General features: G+C 41.9%; 19 protein-coding genes. 6 read left to right on the top strand and 13 right to left on the bottom strand.

All coding sequences use genetic code 11. From position 1 onward, the window contains the following. Positions 1–67 precede the first annotated feature (67 nt). Together H8S07_RS03945 and H8S07_RS03940 are read right to left on the bottom strand one after the other, a co-directional pair. On the bottom strand, positions 68–919 hold the full coding sequence (locus H8S07_RS03945; RefSeq protein ID WP_186855458.1) for a response regulator: 852 nt from the start codon (positions 917–919) through the stop codon (positions 68–70). Further along, positions 916–2,256, bottom strand: a complete 1,341-nt coding sequence (locus tag H8S07_RS03940; RefSeq protein ID WP_118288001.1) for an ATP-binding protein — start codon at positions 2,254–2,256, stop codon at positions 916–918. Before H8S07_RS03940 ends, H8S07_RS03945 begins: the two co-directional genes overlap by 4 nt. Positions 2,257–2,573: 317 nt before the next feature. On the opposite strand from H8S07_RS03940, the gene H8S07_RS03935 reads away from it, so the two are divergent. Together H8S07_RS03935 and H8S07_RS03930 are read left to right on the top strand one after the other, a co-directional pair. Next, positions 2,574–4,361, top strand: coding sequence for an aminopeptidase P family N-terminal domain-containing protein (locus H8S07_RS03935; RefSeq protein ID WP_118288000.1), 1,788 nt, complete (start codon positions 2,574–2,576; stop codon positions 4,359–4,361). Positions 4,362–4,610: 249 nt separating this feature from the next. Next, the gene (locus H8S07_RS03930) at positions 4,611–5,201 is read left to right on the top strand and encodes a 50S ribosomal protein L25 (RefSeq protein WP_118519960.1); all 591 of its coding nucleotides are present in this window, start codon (positions 4,611–4,613) and stop codon (positions 5,199–5,201) included. A gap of 154 nt (positions 5,202–5,355) precedes the next feature. Here the strand turns inward: H8S07_RS03930 and H8S07_RS03925 are convergent, their stop codons facing one another. After that, positions 5,356–6,282 carry a CAP domain-containing protein gene (locus H8S07_RS03925; protein WP_186855457.1) on the bottom strand — a complete coding sequence of 309 codons (927 nt, stop codon included), beginning with the start codon at positions 6,280–6,282 and terminating at the stop codon, positions 5,356–5,358. Between the two features lie 118 nt (positions 6,283–6,400). Beyond that, positions 6,401–10,321 (bottom strand): fibronectin type III domain-containing protein, encoded by a 3,921-nt coding sequence (locus H8S07_RS03920; protein ID WP_186855456.1) that lies wholly within the window; start codon positions 10,319–10,321, stop codon positions 6,401–6,403. Positions 10,322–10,538: 217 nt separating this feature from the next. Here H8S07_RS03920 and H8S07_RS03915 point away from each other — a divergent pair, with 217 nt between their 5' ends. Continuing rightward, positions 10,539–12,350, top strand: coding sequence for a DUF6273 domain-containing protein (locus H8S07_RS03915; protein ID WP_118287997.1), 1,812 nt, complete (start codon positions 10,539–10,541; stop codon positions 12,348–12,350). 183 nt (positions 12,351–12,533) lie between these two features. Here H8S07_RS03915 and H8S07_RS03910 read toward each other — a convergent pair whose 3' ends face one another. From H8S07_RS03910 to H8S07_RS03900, 3 genes are all read right to left on the bottom strand, one after another. After that, positions 12,534–12,881, bottom strand: a complete 348-nt coding sequence (locus H8S07_RS03910) for a PadR family transcriptional regulator (protein ID WP_021859663.1) — start codon at positions 12,879–12,881, stop codon at positions 12,534–12,536. 109 nt (positions 12,882–12,990) lie between these two features. Next, positions 12,991–13,446 (bottom strand): hypothetical protein, encoded by a 456-nt coding sequence (locus H8S07_RS03905; RefSeq protein WP_186855455.1) that lies wholly within the window; start codon positions 13,444–13,446, stop codon positions 12,991–12,993. Positions 13,447–13,463: 17 nt separating this feature from the next. Then, a complete protein-coding gene (locus H8S07_RS03900) occupies positions 13,464–13,838 on the bottom strand; it encodes a DUF6120 family protein (RefSeq protein ID WP_186855454.1) in 375 nt (124 codons plus the stop codon). 176 nt (positions 13,839–14,014) lie between these two features. On the opposite strand from H8S07_RS03900, the gene H8S07_RS03895 reads away from it, so the two are divergent. Together H8S07_RS03895 and H8S07_RS03890 are read left to right on the top strand one after the other, a co-directional pair. Further along, the gene (locus tag H8S07_RS03895; RefSeq protein WP_186855453.1) at positions 14,015–14,263 is read left to right on the top strand and encodes a hypothetical protein; all 249 of its coding nucleotides are present in this window, start codon (positions 14,015–14,017) and stop codon (positions 14,261–14,263) included. 40 nt (positions 14,264–14,303) lie between these two features. Beyond that, entirely contained in the window at positions 14,304–14,951 is a 648-nt protein-coding gene (locus H8S07_RS03890; RefSeq protein ID WP_021859667.1) for a hypothetical protein, read from the top strand. Positions 14,952–15,323: 372 nt separating this feature from the next. Here the strand turns inward: H8S07_RS03890 and H8S07_RS03885 are convergent, their stop codons facing one another. The 6 genes from H8S07_RS03885 to malQ all read right to left on the bottom strand — a co-directional run bounded on the left by H8S07_RS03885 (position 15,324) and on the right by malQ (position 22,455). Then, positions 15,324–16,133 carry a Cof-type HAD-IIB family hydrolase gene (locus tag H8S07_RS03885; protein WP_186855452.1) on the bottom strand — a complete coding sequence of 270 codons (810 nt, stop codon included), beginning with the start codon at positions 16,131–16,133 and terminating at the stop codon, positions 15,324–15,326. A 13-nt stretch (positions 16,134–16,146) separates the two neighbouring features. After that, on the bottom strand, positions 16,147–17,514 hold the full coding sequence (locus H8S07_RS03880) for a UDP-N-acetylmuramoyl-tripeptide--D-alanyl-D-alanine ligase (RefSeq protein WP_186855451.1): 1,368 nt from the start codon (positions 17,512–17,514) through the stop codon (positions 16,147–16,149). A 15-nt stretch (positions 17,515–17,529) separates the two neighbouring features. Beyond that, the gene (locus H8S07_RS03875; protein ID WP_186855450.1) at positions 17,530–18,597 is read right to left on the bottom strand and encodes a D-alanine--D-alanine ligase family protein; all 1,068 of its coding nucleotides are present in this window, start codon (positions 18,595–18,597) and stop codon (positions 17,530–17,532) included. Between the two features lie 18 nt (positions 18,598–18,615). After that, positions 18,616–20,070 carry a nicotinate phosphoribosyltransferase gene (locus tag H8S07_RS03870; protein ID WP_186855449.1) on the bottom strand — a complete coding sequence of 485 codons (1,455 nt, stop codon included), beginning with the start codon at positions 20,068–20,070 and terminating at the stop codon, positions 18,616–18,618. An 86-nt stretch (positions 20,071–20,156) separates the two neighbouring features. Further along, entirely contained in the window at positions 20,157–20,891 is a 735-nt protein-coding gene (locus H8S07_RS03865) for a lysophospholipid acyltransferase family protein (RefSeq protein WP_118287991.1), read from the bottom strand. Between the two features lie 28 nt (positions 20,892–20,919). After that, entirely contained in the window at positions 20,920–22,455 is a 1,536-nt protein-coding gene (gene malQ / locus H8S07_RS03860; protein WP_279287641.1) for a 4-alpha-glucanotransferase, read from the bottom strand. Positions 22,456–22,587: 132 nt separating this feature from the next. Here malQ and H8S07_RS03855 point away from each other — a divergent pair, with 132 nt between their 5' ends. Then, positions 22,588–22,995 carry a protease complex subunit PrcB family protein gene (locus tag H8S07_RS03855; protein WP_186855447.1) on the top strand — a complete coding sequence of 136 codons (408 nt, stop codon included), beginning with the start codon at positions 22,588–22,590 and terminating at the stop codon, positions 22,993–22,995. Positions 22,996–23,106: the final 111 nt, after the last annotated feature.

Raw genomic sequence — 23,106 nt, 5'->3', positions numbered from 1 at the left:
ATATGCACGGTTACAAAAAGTTTCAATAGGTGACAATATGCATACAAATAAGCGCGATTATTATAAATCATTGTGCATTTTGACAACGAAAAGCGAGAGAAGTCAGAAAATGACGAATCTTCAAATTACCGTGTCTGACAGTTTTTTGACGAATACAATCCATTTCTTTCCGCACCTGTTCAAAATTGTAAAGTGTACTGGAATAATCAACGAAGATCTCGTTTGAGTAATCATCCAGACCGAGATGTGCCAGATTGACAAGACCGTTAAACGCAGTACGGCGGATACGCTGCTCCATGGACTTCGGATTATCACAGAATTTACTGCACAGTTCGCTGACAGTCATTGTATCCACGCTTTCCGGGTGCATACACATGTATTTGACGATCGTAATAATATCTTTGCTACCGGTATCGCCTATAATTCCGAGACGTGTAAGGATCGTGCGCAGATTTGCCTCAATCTGCTGCTCATTTGCTGACTTGGAAACAGAGGATTTGTTTGTGTCAGGGGTAAAAATATTATGCATCTGCTGAACCATCCGTTTCATGGAAAGACCGTCGCTGACTTTGCGGATGATGGATTCCACTTCTACGCTGTTGATTGGTTTCTGGATGAAAAATTCTACACCGGCTTCATAGGCAGAAGCAATCATATCCTTGGAAGCAACCTGTGACAGCATAATATAGGCTGCGTCCGGAAGAATTTTTTTCGCTTGCTTGATGAAAGAAATGCCGTCCATCTCCGGCATAAGGAAATCGACAAGAACGATGTCCGGGCGCATGACAGGCAGATCTGCCAGTGCCTCTGCTGCGTTTTCCGCACTTCCGCAACAGACACCGAGTCCACGCGTATTTACGATCAGTTTTAAAATGTTTGTAATGTTTTTATCGTCATCTATAAAATAAAAAGACATCATGATTTGATCACCTCAATTTGATTCTTTGGTATGCTTACTGTAAAAGTTGTATTTCCCGGCACGGATGCCAGTTCGATTGAACCGCCGAGACGTTTTTCGACAAGATCTTTCACAAGACCAAGACCGATTCCACGGCTTACTTCCCCGGTTTCAAAATTAATTTTGGTTGAGAAACCGGTATTAAAAATCTCATCTTTGTATTCAACCGGGATTCCCGGACCGTCATCTGTAATTTTGAAAATGACAGCTTCATCCTGGGAAAATATGGAAATCATAAGAGTTACAGTCTGTTCCTGTGCGGCTTCCAGTGCATTGATGAGAAGATTACGGAAAATGGATAACAGCTCATAATGTTTGGAAGTATAAAAATTTGTTTTGCAGATAAATTTAAAATTCAGTGTCTTATCCATGGAATCAGCAAGTGTAAACATGGAAGTCTTAAGCAGTGTGAAAATCTCTTCCAGATACATGCCGTCCTGTTCGACTTCCTCGTTCAGTGCTTCAGAAATTCCACGCATGATCAGAAGGTATTCTTTCTTGATCTCGTGGATATCTCTTGCAGTTGCCAGAGCGGAAGTAGATAATTCTGCCGGAACATCGGCCTCCGTCAGCTCCTGATATAATTTGTAAGAATGATTCATTGTCTCTTCAATAAGCAAAGTATTTTTCTGCATCCAGACCATTTCCCCATTCAGTTTGGAAATGAGAAGAACGAGGCGCTGATAACGCTCTTCATGTTCCTTTTTCAAAAGAAGCATCCGGTATTTTTCAAAAAGTGTCAGAATCAGCCAGACCACACAGGAGCGGAAAAAAGCTGTCAGGAAAATACCTGTCTGCAGGCGGATATGAAATGCGGAAATATCCAGACGTACAAGCAGTTCCAGAAAGTTTGCCACATAGTCAATTACGGTCAGAACGAGTAGTGTGTGATTTCGGTTCGGATATTCTGAAAATGCAGTTGTGTCTATATCTTTTCGCTGCGTCAGTTTTCTGAAAAAGCTTTTGCCGGAAGATTTCCATGATGTTATATTTTTAACATATATATATAGAAGAAACCCGTAGCAAAGATAGAATGTCATTTCAGGAAAATACCGGGAAATCGGTGCTGTAGTATCTGTTACGATCCATGCAAGCAGCATACGGAGTGAACAGACGCCGACTGCTGAAAGCACTGTCACCGGAATCAGTGGAAAATCCTGGATCAGAAATGTCATGGCAGACAAAAAAATCACAGCAACAGATAGCTGAAAGTTCCGGGTGAACAAGCTGATGCTAAGCTGTGAGAGAATAATAATGACTGCACTGTAAAAACATGATTTCTTTATCGGTATGTTCATTGTAAATTATCCTCAGTGAAAAAATTCTGTTTGCATATCGTGGCGGGTTCCAAAGTTTGTCATCCATATATGAGCAAGCTCATATGGATTTAAACTTTTGAACCCTAGTATCATATCTAGTGTATCTGACAAAATGACGAAAATCAATAGTTATACTATGATTATTTTTGTTATATTTATAATAACATAACAAAATATTTTTTGACAAATATTAGAGGATTATTGTAAACTATAAACAGTTTCCAAAAGACTGCATTACGGATTGGTATGGTAATTGCAGAGGGGTAACAAATCTAATAAGAAAGAAGGAACAACAAATGACAGTACCAGAGAGACTCGAAGCACTTCGCAAACGGATGGAGGAGAAGAAGATTGATGTTTATGTAGTGCCAACCGCTGATTTCCATCAAAGTGAATATGTTGGGGAACATTTCAAGGCGAGAAAGTTCATCACAGGATTTTCTGGTTCCGCAGGGACAGCAGTCATCACAAAGACAGAGGCAAGACTGTGGACGGACGGACGTTATTTCATCCAGGCTGCAAAGCAGTTGGAAGAATCTACAGTAGAGCTGATGAAGATGGGAGAACCGGGTGTGCCGGAGATGAATGCTTACATCGAGAAAGTGTTACAGGCAGGGGAAACACTTGGATTTGACGGAAGAGTAGTATCTGTCGGAGAAGGTCAGGGCTATGCGGACATTGCAGCAAAGAAAGACGCACATGTGAATTACCAGGAAGACCTGATCGATGAGATCTGGAGTGACCGCCCGGCAATGTCAGAAGAACCGGCATTTGATCTGGATGTGAAATATGCAGGAGAGACGGTTGCTGACAAACTTGCAAGAATCCGTAAAGAGATGAAGGATGCAGGAGCGAATACACATGTAATGACAACACTGGATGATATCTGCTGGATGCTCAATATCCGTGGAAATGATATTGATTTCTTCCCGATGGTATTATCTTATGCGATCGTTACAATAGATGGCGTAGAGCTGTATATTGATGAACGTAAACTGGATGATGCGTTGAAAGCAAAGCTGGCAGCAGATGGTGTGAAACTTCATCCGTACAATGACATTTATGAAGATGTGAAAAAGTTTACAGAAGATACAGTTGTGATGGTTGATCCAGGTAAATTGAACTATGCAATTTTCAATAATATTCCGGAAAATGTGAAAACAATTGAGCAGAGAAATCCGGCAATTCTTATGAAAGCAATGAAGAACCCGGTAGAGATCAAAAACATCCGCAAAGCCCAGATCAAAGACAGTGTAGCTCATGTCAGATTTATGAAATGGCTGAAAGAGAATGTCGGAAAGATGAAGATCACAGAGATGAGTGCGTCAGACAAGCTGGATGAGTTCCGTGCAGAGATGGGCAATTTCATCCGCCCGAGCTTTGAGCCAATCTCTTCCTTTGGAGAGCATGGAGCAATTGTGCATTATACATCATCTCCGGAGACAGACGTTGAGCTGAAAGAGGGACAGCTGTTCTTAACAGATACAGGCGCCGGATTTTATGAAGGATCTACAGATGTAACAAGAACTTATGCATTAGGCGAAGTGCCGCAGATCATGAAAGACCATTTTACATTGGTTGCGATCAGTAACTTGCAGCTTGGCAATGCAAAATTCTTAGAAGGATCTACAGGTATGGTTCTGGATATCCTTGCAAGAAAGCCTTTCTGGGACAGAGATTTGAACTTCAATCACGGAACAGGACATGGAGTTGGTTATCTGCTTAATATTCACGAAGGACCGACTGGATTCCGCTGGAAATACCGCCCGGGCGAGACTGAGCCGCTTGCAGAAGGCATGATCATCACAGATGAGCCGGGAATCTATATTGAAGGTTCCCACGGTATCCGTCTGGAAAACGAACTTCTGACAAAGAAAGGAACTCTGAACGAATATGGACAGTTCATGTATTTTGAAGCGATTACACTGATTCCGATGGACTTAGATGCCATCAACCCGGATATCATGACAGCAGAAGACAAGAAGCTGCTCAATGATTATCATGCGAGAGTATACGAAGTGATTTCGCCATATCTGAATGACGAAGAGAAAGCATGGCTTGAGAAATACACAAGAGCAATTTAACAGAGATAGAGAACTTCATGGCTGGCGCTTCCCGTTTCCGGTGTGCGCCAGCTTTATTGCTATATAATTTAGAAAAATTGAAAAAATCACAAAAAAACACCTCAAAAAAAGTGTATATTTGGTTAATCTGTTTGTTATAGAAGAGATATAATAAGACCGTAACAAGAAAACCTACTTAACACACCTCTTTGTATTGTAAGACAAAGTCGAAGGATGCTAAGCATATCAGATTTTTGGAGGAAAAGATAAATGAATACTTTAAAAGCTGAAAAAAGAAGCATGGACATCAAAGCAAAGAAATTAAGAAGAGAAGGATTTGTTACGGGCAATGTATTTGGCCGCGAGATGAAAGAATCTGTTCCGGTAAAAATGGACAAAAAAGAAGTAGAAAGCCTTCTGAAGAAGAACAATAAAGGAAGTCAGGTTATGCTTGATGTTGACGGAACAAAGCATAATGTGCTGATTAAGGATATTCAGTTTGATCCGATTAAAAAACAGATCAACGAAGTAGATTTTCAGGCATTGGTAAGCAACGAAGCAGTTCACTCTGTAGCTGAGATCGTATTAGTTGATGCCGAGAAAGTAACAACAGGCGTATTGGAAGAACATCTGGAAGAAGTAGCATTTAAGGCATTACCGAAAGACCTTGTAGATAAGATTGAAGTCAATGTAGGCGATATGCATGCAGGTGATACAATCAAAGTAAAAGATCTGGATATTGCCAAGAATCCGGAGGTTACATTATCTACGGATCCGGAAGCACTGATCGTAAGTGTAACAGAAGTTCATGCATCAGCAGATGATGAAGAAGCTGAAGACGGAGAAACAGCAGAAGCATAATATAAAATGCCTAGATAGAAAATTTGAGATTGTAAAAAATAAGAAGCACATTCTGATGCAAAGATGAGAAGCGTTAGGATGTGCTTTTTAATAATAGAAAACGACAGCCACTTACGACCGTCGTTTTTGATATAGTAAATTATGTTATTGCAGTTTATTTCACTGTAAGTGTCTTGGAGAAACTTACCTTCGTACCGGTTTTCAATTTAGCAGTGATCTTCACCTTACCGGTTTTGGAGCCTTTCTTCACAATTCCGTTCTTATTGACAGTAGCGATATCTTTATTGCTGCTGGTCCAGGTAAAGCTGGATGGATTAAGAATTGGGCGTGCATACATGTATGGACTGTTGTAGTCGGTATACAGTCGCATGGAAGGATTTTCATTGTAGAGCTGATCGACGGAGGAGCGCATTGAAAAATATTTCTTTTTCAGATATTCATTCTTGGTGTCTACATTTTTCGTGTATTTTACCTTGGATTTGGACTTCTCTACTTTTTTAACTTTGGTATTACTGAACTCAATAGAGTATGTTACGGAAGTGATATAGTCGTACTCTGTTGTTGTGTAAGTAGCGGCGATACCGGCGCACTTTGCCTTGGAGAGCAGTAATCCTTTACGGTGAGGCGGAGAAGCAATCCAGGAATCAACAACTGCTTTTGCACTGGTTATACTGCCTGAAGCACCAAAGTCGGAAGGCTCCATGTAGTAACTTCCGCCGATTTCCAGACAGTCTTCATAGCAAATACGTTTATTCAACGTCTTGGTAAGTTTCCCGTTCGGTCTGCGGTGCGGGCTGGTCTGTGGTGTGTAAATATTCAGTTCCGCACCACGGGTGATGGCAGCCTTTGTAAGATCCTTATCCAGTTTCAGAGCTTTCAGATGTTTTTTCTTACGGTATTTGTTCACATACTTTAAAATAGCCTGTGCCTGCTTGTAATCCTGGGTTACAGTAAGGGAAATCTTACCGGTTGACGGTGCCTTGGCATAAGAAGTGGTTGGGCCGGCGAAGCATGCAAGCTCTACTACGAGAGCGGCAGAAAGTGCTGCGCAGGCAAGTCGCTTGAACCATTTGTTTTTCATAGCTTTTCCTCCGATGAATAAATATTCTATAAAATGAGTATATCATACATGCGTATGTATGACTATATAAAAAAGAAATCCCGGCATAATGCCGGAATCCCTTTTCCATTGTATCATCTTATTTTGTTTTTAAAGATTTTACTTTTGACCAGTCAGAGTGGAAGTTTTTCGCTCCGACTTTCTTGTAAGTTCTGATTCTTACATAATATTTCTTGTTCTTCTTTAAGTTCTTAATTGTCTTAGAAGTAACTTTGTTCTTAGAAATTGTAACAGTTTTTACTTTGGAACCAAATCCTTTCTTAACAGAATACTGAATCTGATAACCGGTAACCTGCTTGGTCTGTTTTTTACAGGTTGCCTTGAATGCTTTTTTGCCAGCTTTTACAGATTTCAGAGAAGTTGCTACCGGGCTGATCTTGAATGATTTAGTGATCTTTCCTGTGTAGTTTCCTTTGAATGTTACAACTGCTTTTGCTCTTCCGACTTTTTTATTAGAAGAATATTTTACAGTATAATCCGTGCCGTTTTTCAGCTTCTTACCTTTTACAGTAACTTTTACAGCCGGTTTGATGGATTTTCCATTGTAAGTATAACGTACTTTGCTTAAGGAAACCTGGTTGGATTTTACAGCCGTTTTCTTAGCAGGCTTATCCTGATTCGGTTTATCCGGAGTTGTTTCATCTGCAGATTTGTATTCAATAACATTGTTGTACATAGAGATGGATCCCATCTTGAAAGTAACGATTCCGTTGCTTTCTGTGAAGTTCAGTCTCTGGAGTTTACCGTTTTTGTCGATGTAGTAAACATTTTTTACAGCTTTTCCTTCCGGAACCACTCTTGTGATTACGAAATCACCGGCTGCCAGTTTGGAAATCTCAGTTCTGTACATGTTGATTGCATCGATATCAACAACTTCATAATCTTTGCCTTCTAATTCATCAACTTTGTAATCTTCTAATACGCGATCGTTGATGTAGTAGCTTCCTTTACCGAAGTTCAGACCTGTAACTGTTGTGTTGTTTGAAGAGCCAACCATAACAACGTCACGGTCATGTTCTGTTCCTTTATCTACGAGGTAAATGCCTCCGACGCTTCCGCAGCTGAAGTGGTTGAATGTGTATTTTCCTGCTCCATATTCGGATTTGTCTTTTACAGTTAATGGGAAGGATTCTACGCCGTATTTGTCGCTTTCTACCTGTACCATGTAGTTGTAATCTTCCATCAGGCTTACGTTGAGGTTTCCTTCTGCATCACTGACACCATTTACAGTTTCGTAAGGGCTTACCAGTTTTACGTTAACATCCGGAACTGTGTTCATGTTACCTTCTTTGTCTACATAGTATACTGGAAGGCTTACATTGACACGTGCAGCATCTTTTGGATCTTCCAGAGCTGTCTGTCTCTTTGTGAGATCAAAGCTGCTTTCATTTTCATTGCATTTATAGCAAAGTGGTTTGTCACCTGTCTTAGACAGAGTGATGTAATGATTTGGCATCTCGTATTCGGAATCCTCAGCATATACGATGTAGTGATGATCTTTGAACATTTCTACATCCGGAAGTACTCCGTTGTGAGATTTAACAGTAGTTTCAATGGTCTGTGTTGAGCAGTTGTAGAATACAAATGTGATGTCTTTGTCCAGAGGTGTAGCTTTCTCTGTAGATTCATTGTATTCATTTACTTTCATATCTTTTAATGTTACTTTGTCTGCGGCATAAAGTGTTTTTACTTCCTGGCTGTCACCGCATTCATCATCAGAGAACTTCTTGCCGGTTGTATTTTCCTTACCGTCGATTCTCTTAAGATCCAGGTAGTTGTAGTTCAGACGTCCTTCGATATCTTCCACATCATAGCCTTTCAGGACAGCCTGTGTCTTGCCGGCTTTATCCTGCTGGAACTGGAATGGAATACCGCCCAGTTCTTTGTACTGCTTGAATAATGGGTTTGTATCGAAATCAATCTCATAAGTATCATTTTCATCCAGAGTCAGAAGATAGTCGGTGTAACTTTCACCCATAACAACAACTTCACCTTCACGGCTCAGGACAGTTTTGGATTTATTTGTATCCAGACGGGTCATCTTGAAGGATAATCCGCCTTCTGCGTAATAACCGTTGTCAGAGAGCAGTAAGCTCATCCAGCAAGAAGCCGGAACGATACAGCTTGGATCCTGTTTCTTGTCCAGTTTCTTTACAACGATCTTAGTGCATACCTGCTCGTCAGCATCAATACCTTCATCATAGTCATAATAAAGTGGAGCCTGGTTGTCATAACGTGCGTAAATACGCATTAATTTATCACTCTTGTAAGCACCTACGATATTGTGTGTCTGCCAGTATTTGTTAGCTACATCAAAACCAATCTTGTACTGCACTTCGGCTTTCATCTTTACACCGGAGAGCTTACCGTCTTTGGTCGTATAACGTGTAGAGTAGTTATTACTATCCAGAAGGGTCTGCATGTTGATGAGGTCAAATGCCATACCATCTTCTACCGGAGTACCGTCTTCGTATACAACGTCGATATCAGCAACGTTTACATCCTTATTGTAAGGTACTTTTACCGGATCTTTTGCGCCATATTCCTTAACCGTAAGTTTTCTGACAGGTGTCTTTGTGATGGTCTCGGTTTCATTGTCATAATGTAACAATGTTTTGGAATTCTGGGTTGCAGCTACACGAACGAAACCGTCCTGTGCGTAAGCCAGTTCATAATCAGTCCAGAAATCTTCATCTTCGTAGTCATCGATAGAAACTTTATACGGAACACCGGCTTCCAGTTTTAAGTTGGAAAGTTTACCATCTTTTGTAGTGTAGGAAACAGTATCATTTGCTGCATCATCTGTATTATAGAAAGCAAATACATGTCCGTCTTCTACTGGCTTTCCATCTGCATATGTAACCTGTAAAGAAGGAATGGTAACTTTTTCTGGTTTTGAATCATCTGCGCCATATTTCTTAACAAGAAGCTGACGGATTGGAGTTCCGGTAACTTTGTTGTTGGTTGTGTCATAGTAGAATAATGTTTTGGAATTTTCATCTACACCGGCACGGACGAATTCGTCCTCAGCATAAGCCATTTCGTAATCAGCCCAGAAATCTTCATCATCATCAGGGCTGATACCAAATTTATACTGTTCATTTGCAAGAAGTTCAACATTGTAAATCTTACCATTCTTCACAGTATAAGTATCCGGGTAAGAAGATTCACCGGCGAAAGAGACTTCAATAACATGTCCGTTTTCTACAGGTTTACCGTCTGTGTAGTTAACCGGAACAGAAGGAATGGTAACTTTAACCGGATCTTTTGCGTCGTATTTTTTGATGACTAATTTACGGACAATTTTGTCTGTAATCTTGCCCTCTGTCATATCGTAGTGTAATAAAGTTTTGGAATCTTTATTTACAGCGACACGGACGAAGCCATCCTGTGCGTAAGCCATATCATGTTCTTCAATATAATCCCAGTCATTCCAGCTTAACGTAACTTTATAAGATACACCTGGAACCATTTCGATATTTTTAATTAAACCATTTTTTACTGTATAAGAAGATTGCGCGCCGTCTTCGCTGTTGAAGAAAACTATGGTAACGCCATCTTCTACCATTTTCCCGTCAGCATAAGTAACAGGTATAGAATTAATTGTTACTTTCTCGACTGCTTCATCATCATCTTTCTTATCGCCGTCGTCTTTTGCATTATCTTTTGTGTCATCTGCTGCTTTTGCCTGTTTCTTTACAGTTGTTTTTTCTACTGCTTTAGATTTGGCCGCCTTTTTATCAGCAGATTTGTTTTCGACTTTTGCGTCGTCTTTTTGATCTTTGTCTTCTGTTACAGTTTCAGCTTTTTTGTCTGTTGCTGATTCTGCTGTGTCCGGGATTGTGATCTTACCGGACTCGTCCTGCCGGTCATCTGTTGCCTCTGTCTGGACTGCTGTGGTATCCACGTCTTTCGCGTATACGAAATTCGTTGGAATCATCGTCAGCGTCATCGCAGAAGAGAGCAGAATTGCGGCAAGTTTTGCAAATCTTTTTTTCATAACTTTCCTTTCCTCTCTTTAAAATTAGTAAAAATTTATAACAGACCACTTTTATTGTAACTTTCTATAGGTAAATTGTATAATTGATAATTATAATAAATGAGGGTATTTATAGAATCTACGTATTTGAATATAGGTGACACAGGAAATATAATAGTATCAAAGTGAATGTGCCGGTGAATGAAATGCCGGGGACTACAATGGGAGGAAAAAGAAAATGAAAAAGAAAGTGATCAGTATTTTGCTGGCGGCAGCGTTGATGATCGGTATGACGGGTATACCGGCAAAGTCCGCATCTATTGGAAATCTGTGCGTACAGGCGGCGGATGCGGTGGAACTTAAGAAGCCGCAGATAGAAACGGACACATCGATGGAAGCCGGACAGCGGGTGACGTGGGATACGATTTATTATGGATATTATCCACAGACGGAGATTGTGTCGGAGAAGACGCAGTGTGGTGCGGCGAAGAATCAGAAGTGGAGTAAAGAATCCGATTATGAAGTTAATGATAAAGTATATCAACAACTGCAAGACGCTAAATATACGAAAAATGGAGATACGGTCATAGATGGTGTAAAATATCGCCGAATCCGAAAGGAAGACAGCACTTTTCCTGCAACAAGCGGACAGGATATCCCACATTATTATTTCTGGGCAAGAAGTGTGACGTATCACTATTTCCGTTATGAACCGATCCGCTGGCGTGTGTTAAATATAGCAGATAAGAATGCACTTCTGCTTGCGGATGTCTCATTGGATGACCAGCTATATAATAGAGAAGCAAAAGATACGACATGGGAACAGTCATCGATCCGGAGCTGGCTGAATGGATATGGAGAGGAAAAAGAGAAGAACTTTAAGGATACAGCTTTCCGGGAAAAAGAGCAGCAAGCGCTTGTAAATACTTCGCTTCAGAATTTGGGAAATTTACATTATGATACGGTCGGCGGATCTGATACGAATGACAGGATTTTTCTGCTTGCGGAAATGGAAGTGTACGGCGGTGCGCAGGCACTGACGCATGGATTTATTTCCAATTATCGTGACGGTGATCCGGGTGCGAGAGATGAGGCGCGTCGCTCCAAGAGCTCCACTTATGCGAAAGCAATGGGCGTGTGGAGCAATTATGAGGATGGATTTATCGGCAACTGTCTCTGGTGGACACGCTCGCCGGGACAGTACCAGAATTATGCGGCATATGTATGCAATTATGGATTTATCCGTAATTATGGGGAATTGGTGGATCGCAATCATATTGGGGTGCGTCCGTCTCTGATCATTGATCTTTCGGATGAGAGCAACTGGTCTTATGGTGGAACCGTTTGCAGTAATGGGGAGCAGAATGTGACAGAAGCTCCGGCATTGAATGTATTTGCAGATCAGAAGATGGATTATGTGGATGAGCCAGATGACGGAAAGAAAGATGATGATAAAAAAGACGACGATAAGAAGGATGATAACAAGAAGGACGATAACACACAGAAGCCGTCAGAGATCAAAGTGAGTTCTGTGAAAGTCACTTCCGCATTGTCGAAGAAAATTGCGGCAGGAAAGAGTGTGCAGTTAAAGACAACTGTCGCACCGGCGAAAGCAAGCAACAGGGCTGTAACGTGGAAGACAAGTAATAAGAAATATGCGACTGTGAACAGCAAAGGACTTGTGAAAACACTGGCAGCAGGAAAAGGCAAAACGGTAACGATCACGGCGACAGCAAAGGATGGAAGCAAGAAGAAAGCAAGCATCAGACTTTCTATATTAAAAGACCGTGTGAAATCTATTTTCATGAAAGGAACGAAAACACTTGCCCGCGGAAAGAGCAGCAAATTGAAAACGACAGTGAAGACGACCGGAAAGAAAGTAAATAAGACACTTCGCTATACAAGCAGTAACCCGAAGTACATAAAAGTCAGCTCTTCCGGTAAAGTCACGGCGCTGAAAAATGCAAAAAAAGGTGCGAGCGTGAAGATCACGGCGATGGCGCTGGATGGAACGAATAAGAAAGCAAGTGTGAAAATTAAGGTAAAATAAAGTAGTAAGCATTATTAATGGAATAGGGCAAAAATAAGAACATAAGAAACTGGAATGAAAGAAGCGCCTGCTTCGCAGATGTTATGAATCTGTGGAACAGTCGCTTCGTGGTTTAATATTCGGAGAAAGTATAATGTACAAATAAAAATCCCAGCAGGCGTATATCTGCTGGGACTTTTAGAGTTAAGATTCTACCGGAAAATCATAATCAAGGATCTTCTCAATAGAACGATTCGTTTCGTAAAATTCATTTTTCAAATAAGCAAGCCGTTCTTCGCCGGATGCTTCCAGATGATAGTAAACACGGATCATCCGCTTCCCGGCAGGTTTTTTATAATCGGAGATATATCCCTTTTCGATAAGTTTGTACAGGGCGGGATAAAGTGATCCCTCCGGAACTGTCAGATAATCGTCAGACAATTCTTTGATCAGTTTGGAAAACTGATATCCGTAGCAGTCTCCCTGTTCTTTTAAAATATGAAGTAAGAGCATCTCTACAGCGCCCTTTTTGAAATTATTCTGTGCCCGCATAATAGTGTCAATCCCTTCCGTTGCTAACTATTATAAAGAATAAACCTTAAGAAAACAACTATTTTTGCATTACATATACAATAAATATTAATAAAAAATTAAATAATTCTTAAGAAAATTTTCCGGTTGAACTGCATGTAAGTTTTACTGTACGGGTTACGGTGTCGATGACAGAGTTATTATAATAGTGTTTTGCGGTGGCTGTAGCGCTGGCTGTGTTCTTTGATTTGGATGCGGAGCTGTTTACAATTTTCCATCCATCCGCGCTGGATTTGGCAGATACACTAGAGGAAGTACATTTGGAAGTGCCTGATCCATATGTGAATGTACCGGTTACTTTGACATACCATTGTACAGAGTTTTTGTGGTAGTATCTGGCATATTTCGATTTGGTTACTGTATTTGAAAATGGTTGAAAATTTCGTGATGCATCATCTTCTATAGTGTAAATTAAATAGTCGCCATTATCTAAATATTCGATTTCGTTAGAAGATGAGGAAGCGAATACATTCATTGGAAACAGCATTAAAGAAAAAATAAGAATAAATGTTAATATTTTTTTCATAATAAGTTAACCTCCTTTTATTCGATAGATTCTATAACATGAGTTGGGATTGTTTTCTGTGTCTCCCTATATAATTTGTGCAGATAAAAGCTGCGTACGCCCGTTACAATAATGAACGCAATGAGAACTGCAACGAACATTCTGCGGATATAGCAGGTAAAACGAAGATTCTTGGTCAGATAAGAAGAATCACAGTTTGAATAATAGTCAGCTACGATTTCTTCGGGATTACCAAGTTCATCACATATTTCAGAATAATTAATAGCGGGATTTTCTTCAGACAGATTGGTCAATGCGGATTTGATATCCTGAAATAACTGCTTTTCCGTTGCTTTATGTATAGGAAGAAAAAGCTTGAGATTCTTATAATATGTTTTACACGCTTTGTTCATTTGTATACCTCCGAATTTGACATAATAATATTTATAAATACATTATATAGTTGATAAAAGAAAAAACAATACATAGAATATCTAAATATATATTGACGGAACAAAAATTGGATGATAATATCAGAATATAGAATGCTGGAAGGAGAAAAATAACGACCAGAGAAGGAGGAATATCTATGAAAGAAAGTCCATTAATACTTTATATTGTTCATTTTATTGTATGTGTTACAGTGATGGTAATGGTATCTCTTGAAATAAGAAAATATGGAACACAGGATATGTTATTATGCGCATTAAAATGGTTTTCACTTACTGCGGTGATAGGTTCGGGGTTCTTTTTGGATGAGAAAATAAAAAAAGTGAAAGAAGAAAGCCGAAAAGAAAAAGAAGAAAGTCGTAATAGCAGGGATTCTGAAAAGCAATGAAACAATCACAGATATTTAATGGACGCGGGAGAGAAAGATTATGAGTAAAAAAGGAAAAGTTATAAGTGCGGTAGTCGTAGTTACTGGATGTCTGGCGCTTGCCGGAAGCGTTGTGCAGAATAATTCCCAGGCAAATGGCAAGGTCTCATTGGAGGGCTTTGGAAAAGTACTGAAAAAAGAATACAAGAATCCAGAAGAGGCTTCCGCAAAAAACTTATATGCGAAGGGAAATTATTCAGAAATTACAAAAACTGATATGGAAAAAGCAATTGCATATTATAAGGCTAAAGGCATGAGCGAAGAAGAAGCAGAAAAAGAAGCTTATAAATATGAAAAAGAAAGCGCAGCATTATGTACAGAGGCAATGAAGGCAGGCTGTAAGGCGACAGACAAAGAAGTGGCAGATTATGTAAGTGATATGCGTGCTGAGTATGAAGGTAAGAAACTGGATGAATCCAGCCAGAAACAAGTTGATGAGATCATTGCACAGTTTGATTCACCGGAAGATTATTGGAAATATGAGAAGACGGTATATCAGAAACTTCTTCCACAGATCAAATATAGAGAGAAGCTGGAGAAGGAGTATAGCGAGAAGCATGCAGGTGACAGCAAGGCTGATTGGGGAAAATACTTTGACAATTACAGGAAAGAAATTGTGGAGAAAGAAGATTTCAAGCTTGTGAAGTAAATATATGTGTTATATCTTTAAAGGGTGGAGAAGATAAAAGGGGATACATCGAAAAGCGCGATGTATCCCCAAGCAAGCTGAGACAGGACGGAGGGATACAAAGAAGTATCTCTTGGAAGAAGTATAAGGGAAAAAGAGATACACAACAAGCCAAGAGCGTATCCCTCAGGGTAAAGAAAAGCCAAAAGGGGATATCCTAACAAGCTAAAGCATATCTCCAGAACAAAGAAAAGCAACAAGGGAGCTGAACTCCACGGATATACAATATATCCGCGGAGCCCAGCTCCCTTGTTTTTATATATGCATGAAAATTCATCCTCGGCGGGAGAAGCGAAAAGCAATTCTACTTAAGGAAATACTTCAGGCGTATCCCTACCGCAAAAATTCATTAATAACATGCAGTACGCCATCCTCGTCGTTGGACTTGGTGATGTAATCGGCGCGCTCGCGCACCAGCGGCTGTGCGTTCGCCATGGCAACGCCAAGGCCGGCGGTCTCGATCATCGTAATGTCGTTGTAACCGTCGCCGCAGCAGATCATCTGATCTGAAGTAAGTCCGATGCTGGATAACAGCTTCAGAAGAGAATGTGCTTTATCCACCTGCGGAGGCATGATCTCCAGGAAGAACGGATCAGAGCAGTAGATGTAGAGGTAAGAGCGGAAATAATCCGTCACTTCCTTCTGCGCTTTTGCAATAATCTCTGGTTCTCCTGTTACAAGAAACTTGTTCGCCGGTTCTTTAATATTTGCCGCAAAATCATCCATCTCGATGATCGGCATGTGATTGATCCGGGATTCTAGTTCGGTATATTTGTTCGGTTTGATTCCGGAGAGGATATTATCTGCTGTATAAGACAAAATATCCAGCCCGTCATATTTTCTTAAAATCTGCAGAAGAGGTTCTACAATATCTCCCGGAAGAGTCTTATTATAAATCGCCTGCATACTTCTGCAATCGGTAATTCTGGCACCGTTAAAAGAGAGAATATAGCTTCCGTAGTCTTCCAGATGTAGTTGTTTCGCAAGTGGAAGAACTCCCTTGGTCGGACGTCCGCTGGCAAGCACGACTTTCTTGCCCTGCTCCTGAATATCGATCAGAGCTTCCAGAGTGGGTCTGGAGATCTCTTTCTTCGAGTTGGTCAGCGTACCGTCGAGGTCCAGTGCTAATATCTGATATTCCATGGATTCTACACTCCTACAATGCTTCCAGAGCCTCTACCAGTTCAGGAAAATGCATTCCATGAGAAGCTTTGACAAGGACATTGTCTCCCTCTTTCATAATATTTTTCATCTCTGCAAGGAAATCCGCTTTTGTTTTAAACCAGTGTACTTCTGTACCGTCTACGGAAGCACCGTTTGCAATCTCTTTCGCAAGATCTCCGATCGCGCATACAACATCTACACCTTTTTCAGCGGCATATGCGCCTGTCTCGTAGTGCAGTTCTTTTTCATTTGCACCAAGTTCACCCATATTTCCAAGGACAGCAACTTTACGTCCGATCGCCATATCGAGAACATCAATGGATGCCTTTGTAGAAATCGGATTTGCATTGTAGCAGTCATCTAAGATCGTCAGCTTATCGGTAATGATGATGTGGTTTCTTCCCGGAATAGACGGGAGATTCTCGATACCGGCTTTGATTTCTTCATTTGTCAGATCAAGGCTGTATCCGACAGCGGCACCTGCCAGCGCATTGGATACCATGTGGATACCCGGAAGCGGAACAACGCAGTCAAAAGAAGTTCCGTTTGGCATGTGGAGCGTGCATGAAGTTCCTTTAAGTCCGAGCGGTTTAATATCTGTTGCGCGGAAATCACTGTTGTCACCGGTTCCGAAGAATACAGGCTCTACACCTTTGATCGGACCGGATTCACGTAAAATATCATCATCTCCGTTGAAAATGATGGTTCCGCCATTTTTCATATCCTGGATCATCTGGGATTTCTCCTGGAAGATACCTTCTCTTGTCTTGAAAAATTCCAAGTGGGCAACACCGATGTTCGTGATCACACATACATCCGGACTTGCAACAGAAGAAAGTCTGCGCATCTCGCCGAAGTGGTTGACTCCCATTTCCAGAATAGCAACCTGGTTCTCCTCGTTCATTTCAAAAATTGTGATCGGAAGTCCCCATTCGTTATTGAAATTTCCTAATGTCTTATGAACATTGTATTTCTGGGAAAGTACAGATGCGATCATCTCTTTTGTACTTGTCTTTCCGACACTTCCTGTAATTCCGACAACCTTTACATCGAAAGAATCACGGTACAGTTTCGCAATGTCTAAAAGTGCCTGACCGGTTGATTCTACCAGAATATACGGGTAATCGGTTTCGCCCAGATCTTCATGGGAAACGACACACATTGCGCCCTTCTCGATTGTATCCGGGATAAATTTATGTGCATTTACATTTTCTCCGTCAATAGCGACAAAAAGGTAATCTTTCTCGACTTTACGACTGTCGATCACGACACCTGCTACTTCCTGGGAAAGTTTGGATGTATCGCCGTGATAAGTTCCTTTACAGGCCTTGGTGATATTTTCCAAAGTAAGGTTTTTCATAGAATAAATTCCTCCTTATTGGTAGCGTGCTTTGATTGATTCATCAATGATCTGCTCGCACAGATCACCATATTCCAAACCGGCAGCCTTCGCAGCCTTCGGAATCAGACTCGCCGGAGTCATACCCGGAAGTCCGTTCATTTCCAGACAATAGAACTTACCGTCTGTATCGTCAACGATAAAGTCAGCGCGTGCATACACATCCATGCGTAAAGTGCGAAATGCCTTCTCTGCCATGCGCTTCATTTTCTTCTGTGTCTTCTCATCGAGAGAGACCGGAGGGCAGATTTCCTGTGCGCCGCCTGCCTGGTATTTGTTCTCGTAGTTGAACACACCGTCTTTAGGAATGATCTCTACGATCGGAAGTGCTTTGCCGGCGAGAATACCACAGGCAAATTCTCTTCCTTTGATATAAGGTTCAATTACAACTTCTTCTTCCTGATGGACATCAAAAGACTGATGGATCGCATCAAGATATTCTTCTTCGGTGTGAACGATAAATACACCGATGCTGGAACCGCCGGAGCATGGTTTGATAACCAGAGGAAGATAATATCCCAGCTCGTCAAGCGGGGTATCTTTTGTCTGGCGATTCAGGGAAGTTCCTCGCGGAGTTGCTACACGACTCATTTTAAAAATCTGTTTGGCAACCAGTTTATTCATAGAAAGGGAACAACCCAGAGAATTCGGACCGGTATAACGGATGCCGAGGATATCAAAAGTAGCCTGCAACTTTCCGTTCTCACCGACAGAACCGTGCAGAGCCATAAAAGTAATATCTGCCATACGGCACAGCTCGATGACGTTCGGTCCAAGATAGCAGTCGGACTGATCAGGTCGGGACTTTTTCAAAGCATCGAGATCCGGCATCGTTGTTTTGATACCTTCTGCAATACCAAGTCCGGCGTCCGGAAGATCGAAGACTTCGTCCAGTTTATCCGCATCATAAGGTAGTCCAAAATAAACGTCCAGCAGATAAGCCTGATGCCCCCTTTCGCGTAGTGTTTTACAGATTCCTGCTCCGGAAATAAGTGATACGTCGCGCTCAGGACTGAGTCCTCCGGCTAATACTATAATTTTCATAAAATAAATTCTCCTTACTTAGTCAGATATGCTCATCTGATCAAGCAGCGATTTTTTCACATCGTATAATTTCTGTGATAAATCCACATGGATACGATGTGGGTAGAAGAGACGTTTGGTCTCATCCCAGAGTGTATCCGTCTCTTGCTTGCAGTAAGCTGCAATCTCCATAACAGAAGGAGAGTTGTAGACACATTCACCATTTATGAAGACTGGAACGAGAATCTCACGCATTGTGTATGTGCCACCCGGAAGCCTGGTCTTTTTCCATGTCTCGATTGGATCAAATAATAACAGATCTTCATTGGTGTCATATTCTTCGCCGGCAAAACAGATCAGATCAGCTTTGAGTTTTCCTGTTTCTTTATCATAGATACGATAAATGGTTTTGTTACCAGGATTTGTAATTTTTTCTGTATTTTCAGAAATCTTAATCTTCGGAATAAATTCTCCGTCCTGATTCTTTATGGCAGCCAGCTTATATACACCGCCGAAAGACGGGCAGTCCTTGGAAGTGATCAGATTTGTACCGACACCCCAGGAATCAATGGCTGCTTTTTGCATCTTCAGATCGTGGAGAAGGAACTCATCCAGATCATTGGATGCGCAGATGGTTGCATCTTCGAATCCGGCAGCATCCAACATCTTGCGTGCTTCTTTAGAAAGGTATGCAAGGTCGCCACTGTCAAGACGGATTCCGTATTTTTTGAGGGGATGACCAGACTCTTTAAATTCTCGGAATACACGAATCGCATTCGGTACACCGGATTTGAGAGTATCATACGTATCGACAAGTAATGTGCAGTTATCCGGATACATTTTCGCATAGTTCTTAAATGCAGTATATTCATCCTTGAAGCTCATGATCCAACTATGTGCATGTGTACCCATGACCGGAACATCAAAAAGCTGTCCTGCAAGAACATTGGATGTGCCGACGCAGCCGCCGATCATAGCAGCTCTCGCACCATAAAGTCCGGCATCCGGTCCTTGTGCACGTCTCAGACCAAATTCCATAATACCGTCGCCGTCTGCCGCAAAGACAATTCGGGAAGTCTTCGTAGCGATCAGTGACTGGTGATTGATGATGTTCAGGATCGCGGTTTCTACAAGCTGTGCCTCCATGATCGGAGCGATCACTTTTAACAGTGGCTCTTTTGGAAATACAACGGTTCCTTCCGGAATTGCATAGATATCACCACTGAAATGAAAACCGCTTAAGTAGTGCAGAAAATCCTCACTGAAAATGTGCAGACTTCTTAAGTAGTCCACATCCTCGTAAGTAAAATTCAGGTTCTTCACATAATCGATCACCTGCTCTAATCCGGCACATACAGAATATCCGTTGCCGCAAGGATTCTGGCGGAAGAAAACGTCGAAAATAACGGTTTCGTTCTGTTTCTCCTCATAGTATCCCTGCATCATTGTCAGCTCATAAAAGTCCGTCAATAACGTAAGATCTTGTCTGTTCATGGTCCCATTTGTCTCCTTTTTTATAAATTCCGTTCCATTATAGCACTTACAGAGAAAAAAGTAAAAGAAAAAAGAAAAGCCAGGCATTAGAGTAATGCCTGGTTCTTCTTAATGGTATCTTCAATAATCTTCTGACAGTTCTGTGAGAGCTGTTTTTTCTGTTCACGGTCCAGATCTTTTGCATAGATCGGCTTGCCATATTCGATGATGACGTGGGTCTTCTTAATGCGCGGGAACTGTTTCTCGAAAATCGAGATTGTGTTATTCATGCTGATCGGTACGATTGGACAACCACTTTTCTCAGCAATTTTAAAAGAGCCGCTGTGGAATGGAAGAACACTTAACTCTTCGCCGGTATTTCTCGTACCTTCCGGGAAAATGCAGATGGAGATTCCGCTTTTTACGTATTCAATTGCTTTGAGGATGGTCTTTAGTCCCTCTTTCGGGTTGTCACGGTCAAGGAAGAGGCAATAAAGGCGCTTCATCCATGTGCGGAGCAGAGGATAGCTCATCATTTCCTTTTTGGCAATGTATCCGGTGCGGCGTTTGCATCGGGAGTAAGTCAGAAGAATGTCAAAATAACTTCTGTGATTGCCAATGAAAAGTACCGGCTCATCCGGGATCCTTTCTTCACCGATTACAGTGATCTCAGTTCCTGCAATCTTAAGCATAAATCGGAATGCAGCCTGCACCATGCGCAGACATTGATAATCGGCAGCTTCCTGATTAAATTTGCTGATGATCCATTCGATACCCAGTACCGGGATTCCGAGGATCAGATATAAAAATAAAGTAATGACTACCAAAATAAATCTAAACATTTGTATATCCTTTCTTTGCCTGGGGCGCTTAATCAAAGCGTCCATATAATAAGGTAAGTTCACGAAGGGTATCTGCGTATTCCGGTTTCAGATCTTGTGCACGGAAACGCCAGCTCCAGTTGCCGGTGGCTTTTCCCGGCGTATTCATGCGTCCTTCATCTCCGCAGAATAAAAGATCCTGCAGCGGATAGATCGCATAAGTGGCAATGCTGGAAAGCGCTGCCTTTATCAGCCCATAACCGATCTTCTTCTCATCGGTTGTTCCGGTGTAAGCACAGACTTTTTTGCGGCAATGTTCCGGTAATGTCTTGTACCAGGAAAGTGTTGTAGCATTGTCGTGTGTTCCGGTGTAGCAGACGCAGACCGGAGATTCAAAACGGTGCGGTAGGTATGCATTTTCGTCGGTAGAATCAAAAGCAAACTGCAGAACCTTCATGCCCGGGAATCCGAAATGTTCACGAAGCGCATTTACCTCATCCGTAATGATACCGAGATCTTCTGCAATGATCGGCAGATCGTCGCCGAGTGCCTGGGAGATCGCATCAAAGAGATCCCAGCCCGGCACCTTCGCCCAGTGTCCGTTGACGGCAGTCGGTTCGCCGTAAGGGATAGACCAGCATGCGTCAAAGCCACGAAAATGGTCGATACGCAGGATGTCCAGATTCTTAAGCTGTGTGCGGATACGCGAGATCCACCAGGAGAAATCGCTGTTCTTATGTGCATCCCATGCATAGAGCGGATTGCCCCAGAGCTGCCCGGTTGCAGAAAAATAATCCGGCGGAACTCCCGCAACAGAGAGTGGATACCCTTTCTCGTCCAGGTGGAATAGTTCTTTATTTGCCCAGACATCTGCACTGTCCATGGATACGAAGATCGGGATATCGCCGATGATCTGGATGCCTTTCTCATTTGCATATGCTTTCAGTCTGCCCCATTCTGTGAAGAAGATAAACTGCAGAAATTTGTAATATCCGGCTTCTTTCTGCAAAAGCTGTTTTAATTCCTCTTTGTATTCCGGGGATGGGCTGCGGTACATATCCGGCCAGTCCAGCCAGCTCCTTCCGTCATTGGCGTCTTTGCAGGCGAGGAAAAGCGCGTAATCCTCCAGCCAGAAAGCTTCCTCCTGACAGAAGCGTGCGAAATCCTGCTTTAGCGGATCGCCCCCGTCTCTTTCGTAAAAACGGTTGTATGCAAGGCGGAAAATGCTGTGTTTCCACGGAATGACCGTTCCGTAGTCTACCTGTGCGCTGTCTCCGGCAGGTGCATCTTTCAGTTCATGGTCGAATAAAAGTCCCAGTTCTTTCAAATGATCCGGGCTTATAAGAAGCGGCTGCCCGGCGAAGGCAGAGAAACTCTGATACGGAGAATCTCCGAAACCTGTATGTGTTAGTGGAAGGATTTGCCAGAGTTTCTGTCCGGCGGCTTCCAGAAAATCAACAAAATGGTATGCCGTATGTCCAAGATCTCCGATCCCATATGGAGAAGGAAGTGATGTCGGATGCAGAAGAACACCCGCCTGTCGTCTGTATTGTTTCATAATTAAGTACTCCTTAGTCTGTTTCAATAAAATCCAGCTGCTTGTGTGAATGTACAAAAGCACATTTTTATGGCAACACTTTTATAAGTATACACCAAAATTGGTATTTTTCATAGGTTCACTGTGTATGATATTAAAGAGAAATTGCAGGGTGAGTGTATGCGGAAGTGGTTGTTGTGTGCAGGACTTGTTCTCTGTTTGTGGATATTGTGTGGCTGTTCGATCCGGAAAGTGGATGACACGCAGAAAAGAAAAGCCGTATATGAAAATGTCCGGAGAGAGGAAATACCGGAAGAATGTAAGAAATGGATTGAAGAAAAGAAACAGGAACCATTTACCCTGACATACGAAGATCAGGGCAGTCTGTATCTGTTCTGCGGGTATGGAAGAAAAAAGCAGGACGGTTACCGGGTGAAGGTTATAAAGATAGAAGAAACTTCCAATACAATTTTCTTTCAGACAGAGCTTGTCGGTCCGAAAAGAGGAACCGTAAGAAAAAAGAAGGAGACCTATCCGTACTGCGTGGTGAAAATGAAAGCAGGCGGGAAGATAGTGGTATTTGAATGATACCAGGGGTTCAGGTCTGCAGCCATATGCGCTTGCGCATGAGTGGATGCAGGACCTTGAACCCCGCCCACAACATGAGCATAAAAGTGGGATTTCAATCTCACGATATGC

Origin of the sequence: Dorea hominis (assembly GCF_014287705.1) — a bacterium.
Taxonomy (GTDB): domain Bacteria; phylum Bacillota; class Clostridia; order Lachnospirales; family Lachnospiraceae; genus Dorea_D; species Dorea_D hominis.
Note: the sequence above shows the minus strand (reverse complement) of the source record. Positions and strands in the feature narration are given on the sequence as shown.